Source organism: Blautia sp. ZXY-1-C6 (genome assembly GCF_056339875.1).
The window spans coordinates 1-4,130 of sequence record NZ_JBWJVQ010000244.1; the positions used below are offsets into that span (position 1 = coordinate 1).

4 protein-coding genes and 1 pseudogene are annotated in these 4,130 nt (G+C 42.1%); 3 read left to right on the forward strand and 2 right to left on the reverse strand.

What is annotated here, in order from left to right; genetic code table 11:
* The 3 genes and pseudogenes from AC075J_RS15900 to AC075J_RS15910 all read left to right on the forward strand — a co-directional run.
* Positions 1 to 355, forward strand: a pseudogene (locus tag AC075J_RS15900) (IS200/IS605 family accessory protein TnpB-related protein); the annotation flags it as partial.
* 229 nt (positions 356 to 584) lie between these two features.
* Positions 585 to 1,067 (forward strand): hypothetical protein, encoded by a 483-nt coding sequence (locus AC075J_RS15905; protein WP_026649693.1) that lies wholly within the window; start codon positions 585 to 587, stop codon positions 1,065 to 1,067.
* On the forward strand, positions 1,064 to 1,573 hold the full coding sequence (locus tag AC075J_RS15910; protein WP_025581246.1) for a VanZ family protein: 510 nt from the start codon (positions 1,064 to 1,066) through the stop codon (positions 1,571 to 1,573). Before AC075J_RS15905 ends, AC075J_RS15910 begins: the two co-directional genes overlap by 4 nt.
* A gap of 177 nt (positions 1,574 to 1,750) precedes the next feature.
* Here AC075J_RS15910 and AC075J_RS15915 read toward each other — a convergent pair whose 3' ends face one another.
* Together AC075J_RS15915 and AC075J_RS15920 are read right to left on the reverse strand one after the other, a co-directional pair.
* Complete coding sequence (locus tag AC075J_RS15915) at positions 1,751 to 2,557, reverse strand: sirohydrochlorin cobaltochelatase (protein ID WP_118330112.1); 807 nt, start codon at positions 2,555 to 2,557, stop codon at positions 1,751 to 1,753.
* Positions 2,558 to 2,737: 180 nt separating this feature from the next.
* Positions 2,738 to 4,130: response regulator transcription factor (locus tag AC075J_RS15920; protein ID WP_476390488.1), on the reverse strand; the 1,393-nt coding region annotated here is incomplete at its 5' end.

Below are 4,130 nucleotides of genomic sequence, written 5' to 3' on the forward strand. Positions count from 1 at the left end.
GCGGGATATCCAAAGACGCTGTGAACATCAGGCACACAGGAAAAGGATGTGGGTATCCCGGATCTGTGCATGGAACACCAGCAGACTGGCTTATGATGGTTCCGGGGCGGTAACACGTGACTGGGAAGATTACAGCCTCTGTACTTTCCAGACAGGAAAACGATATAATTGTGACCTGTCAGCATCCTATAATATAGGAGCCAGATATTTTATAAGAGAACTTTTAAAACCCCTTCCGGTAACGGAAAGGTCTTTGCTGGAGGCAAAAGTCCCTCCTGTAAAGCGTAGAACCTCATGCGTCTATGCAGATCTGAGAAAACTCCATTCAGAAATGGAATTCTTAAAAGCAGCATAGATACAGGCAGATATACAGCGGACTACCTGTAATGTGGGAACCAGCCATATCTGGCATGGGAAATGCGCATAACTGCGCACCTAAGTTACAGGCGTATCCGCCGATATTCAGTCTGACGCCTAAAGCGTCTGGAAGCACGTGACTTCAGTCATGTGAGGTTCACAGAAAAAATGATAAGATAGTTTCATCTGTTAAGGTGTTGAACAGTTATAAATATGAGGAGGTTTTTATGGAGAAAAACGAAAACGAAGAACTGCTGGAACAAAGCCCGGCAGCGATTCAGCAGGAAGATACGCAGAAAATTGCAAAGAGCGGGGAAGAAGAGCCGGATACAGAAGAACAGAAAGTCTCCAATGGAAGATTTATACTCTGGAGTCTGGCGGGAGTGTATCTGTTGTATACAAGTTACAGTCTCTGTAAGGGATATGTGACAGGTGAAGAAGGAACCAGTATGGGATTTATGCTTGCCGGAATTGCATTTGCAGCTATTGGTGCTGGTCTGCTGTTTTTCGGCATTAAAAATATGCTCTCAGAAGAGAAGATCAAGAAAGCAAAAGCGGCGAAGAATGCGGCAATGGAAGCTGCCGCAGGCGGAGAACTGAAAAAAGAGGATGCATCCGGGCAGAACAGATCAATGAGCATTGCTGAAAGGGCTAATATGGTTAAGAATCTGGAAGACGAAGAGGAAGACGGGGAAAACGAGAAAGAATGAAAATATTGATCACATTGCTGAAACCGTTGTCTTTTTTACCGGCACTGCTGATGATGTATATCATTTTTTCGTTCTCAGCCCAGCCGGGTGAAGTTTCAGGTAATCTGAGCTATAAAATAAGTTATGAGATCATAGAAACGAAGAGCGAGCTTTTGTCAGAGAATCTGAGCAGTGAAGAGATTGCTTATAAGGCAGATGGAATTCACTACTATGTGAGAAAAGCGGCACATATGACAGAGTATTTTCTGCTGGCTATCGCTATTTCTTTTCCTTTATATGTCTATGGTGTGAGAGGAATCTGGCTGATGCTTCTTGCGGGAATTGTCTGTGTGGGATTTGCAGGGCTGGATGAGTATCATCAGTCTTTTGTGGATGCCCGTACACCGGCGGTAAAGGATGTGGGAATCGACAGTATAGGGGCGTTTATCGGAATACTTCTTGTTCAGGCATTCTGCTGGTCTGTACTGAATAATCCTAATAAAAAGAAGAAAAAAAGAAGTCATTAAATAATCAGGAAAAATACATATTCAAAAAAGGAAAGACAAAAAGGAGCTGCCACATTAATAAGAACTTAATGTGGTATGCTCCTTTTGACGTTATTGTTCACTGGTAATATCCCGCGAAGCGTGTTGTTGTGAACACTAACTTTTTGGTTTGAATATACTCTCGATTTCCTGCTGTGTTTAAGCCTGGATTTCTGAAAGTCTGTCCAGTCCGGCTCTGGTATGGCGGATAAAAATATCTCTGACCGCCTGGATCTCGCCAAGACCTTTCAGAGTACATTTGACAGAATATCCCTCTTTTTCCAGAATACTTTTCCAGGAATCATCGTCCTCTCCGGACATATCATTGGTAGCATGATCACCTGCGACGATCATAAAAGGTGCCAGATGAACATGAGTCGGATGCAGATTTTTTAATTTATCCAGAAAGCTTTCAATGGAGAAATCCCCTTCAACCGTTCCCATATGCATATTGGAATAGCCGAAATGCTTAAACAGTTCGTCCATCTCAGGATAAAGTTCATTGGCAACATGCTCTGTTCCATGTCCCATAAATAAGAGAATTTCATCAGAATCAGGGTGATATTCCTGTGCCATAGCCTGACAGACCTCTTCTTTGTCCTGCTTTGTAACCATCAGAGAATCACAGATAATGACAGAATCAAAATCCTTTTTATGTGCAAGAACTTTTTCTTTCATAGCATCACTCTCAAATCCGGTGATCACATAGGTTGGCTGTACAATTACATTTCGAATTCCGTCCGCTTTCAGCCGGGTCATTGCCTCATCAATATCCATAATGTGGATTCCGTCCCGCTTCCGGAGTTTGGCGCGGATACGGGGACTTGTCCATGCACGGTATAACGGATATTCCCCAAATGCATGATGCAGGTCAGATTCAATCTGTTCAATTGTTTTCTTTCGTGTTTCTTCATAACTTGTACCGAAGCTGATAACAAGAATTGCTGTTTTTTCAGTTACCCCCATTTTAAATCTCCTTATAATAAGTATATTGGCATTTACCACAACTGCCACTGACAGGTTTTCCGCAAAACAGATGTAGTAGCGGTAAAAGGTAATTGACTGCGCACTCATATAAAAAAGATGTCATGATAATAGACATTGTTTTTTATTATACAGGGAGTTATAGGGAAACACAAGTAAAAGCTAAGATTTTGACGTCTGAGTATCTCTGTATGCAGATGGAGTGACATTCATTTTTTTCTTGAAGCTTGTGCTGAAATAATATTGATTGGCGTAACCGCATTTCATACTGATTTCCTTCAGAGTCATGTTTGTGGCTGTAAGATAACGGCAGGCGGCGTTGATTCGCTGAGTAGTGATATAGTCACTGATACTCACGCCCTGTTTCTTTTTAAAGAGGGCACTCAGATAAGCCGGGCTGACATTGGCTTCGCTGGCGATATCGTTCAGGCACAGAGTATTGCTGGCATAGTTTTCGTCAATATATGAAGTTACAGATTCGCATAATTTCTGGTGATAATCATTCAGAGAAGAATCCAGTTTCCGGCAGAGAAGGCGGCAGAGTTCGTTGAGCCAGCCGCATAGTTCTTCTGTGGTATGAAATTCTTCCAGATGATTGTATACATACAGGATCTTTGCTTCCAGATCATGGGTATCCAGGTTTAGTTCATAGAAAAACTTCAGAATCCTTCCAAGCAGAGAGTAGATCTGGATAAATGCGAAACTTTTGGTGCGGAAGTTCTCAGTAAGCCATCTGGAGAAATCCTGAAACCAGGAGTCAATTGCAGAAACATCCTTTTTACACAGAAGGCGGATTAATTCCTCCTCTCTGGAATCGGAGAAATCAGTGGCAGATAAGTCATGTCCAAGAGCCTCACGTCCGTCAAATACGTTCTGGTGTGGGAAAAAGAAACGATAATCCAGTGCATGAACTGCACTTTCATAAGAACGGTTCAGATCCCACAGATCCTGTACAATGGCACCGATTCCGGCATTCAGAACCAGTCCCTGTGAATTGCAGTTATCTACAAGTGCAGAAATGATTTTATAGGTAAGCTGGCGAAAATTTCCGGACTGGCAGCCGCTTTGTCCGATCACACACAGATAACCATCAATATCCTGCAGGGGATAAATATAATTTAATTCTGAGGTTTGTTCTGTGATCAGATCACGAAGATTCAGCAGTTCCATCTGAAATTTCTCAATGCCATAGGAATCCCTGAGAGACTGTGCATTTTCCAGTTCAAGAATCACTACGTTATAAAAATCATAATCCAGTTTAAGGTTCAGGTAGTTCAGATAAGGTTTGAGACGATAGGAAGCCTCCTGCCTGGAACGGTGAGTGATATCACGGAAAAATTTTTCGATAAGCAAAGGCCTGCTCTGTTTAAGCAACTGCAGATTTTTCTGCTCACGTTCCATCAGGGCAAAAGCATTTTTTACTTTCTGGATCAGATATGCGTAATCCAGAGGTTTTTCAATATAATCCAATGCACCAAGAAGCAGAGCGCGTCTTGCATATTCAAATTTATCATAGGCACTGATCAGTATGATTTTTACCATTGGATTAATATCC

Bases quoted from the DNA above. Each gene is read 5' to 3' on its own strand.
- AC075J_RS15915 (WP_118330112.1), bottom strand. From the start codon at position 2,557: ATGGGGGTAACTGAAAAAACAGCAATTCTTGTTATCAGCTTCGGTACA.
- AC075J_RS15910 (WP_025581246.1), top strand. From the start codon at position 1,064: ATGAAAATATTGATCACATTGCTGAAACCGTTGTCTTTTTTACCGGCA.
- AC075J_RS15905 (WP_026649693.1), top strand. From the start codon at position 585: ATGGAGAAAAACGAAAACGAAGAACTGCTGGAACAAAGCCCGGCAGCG.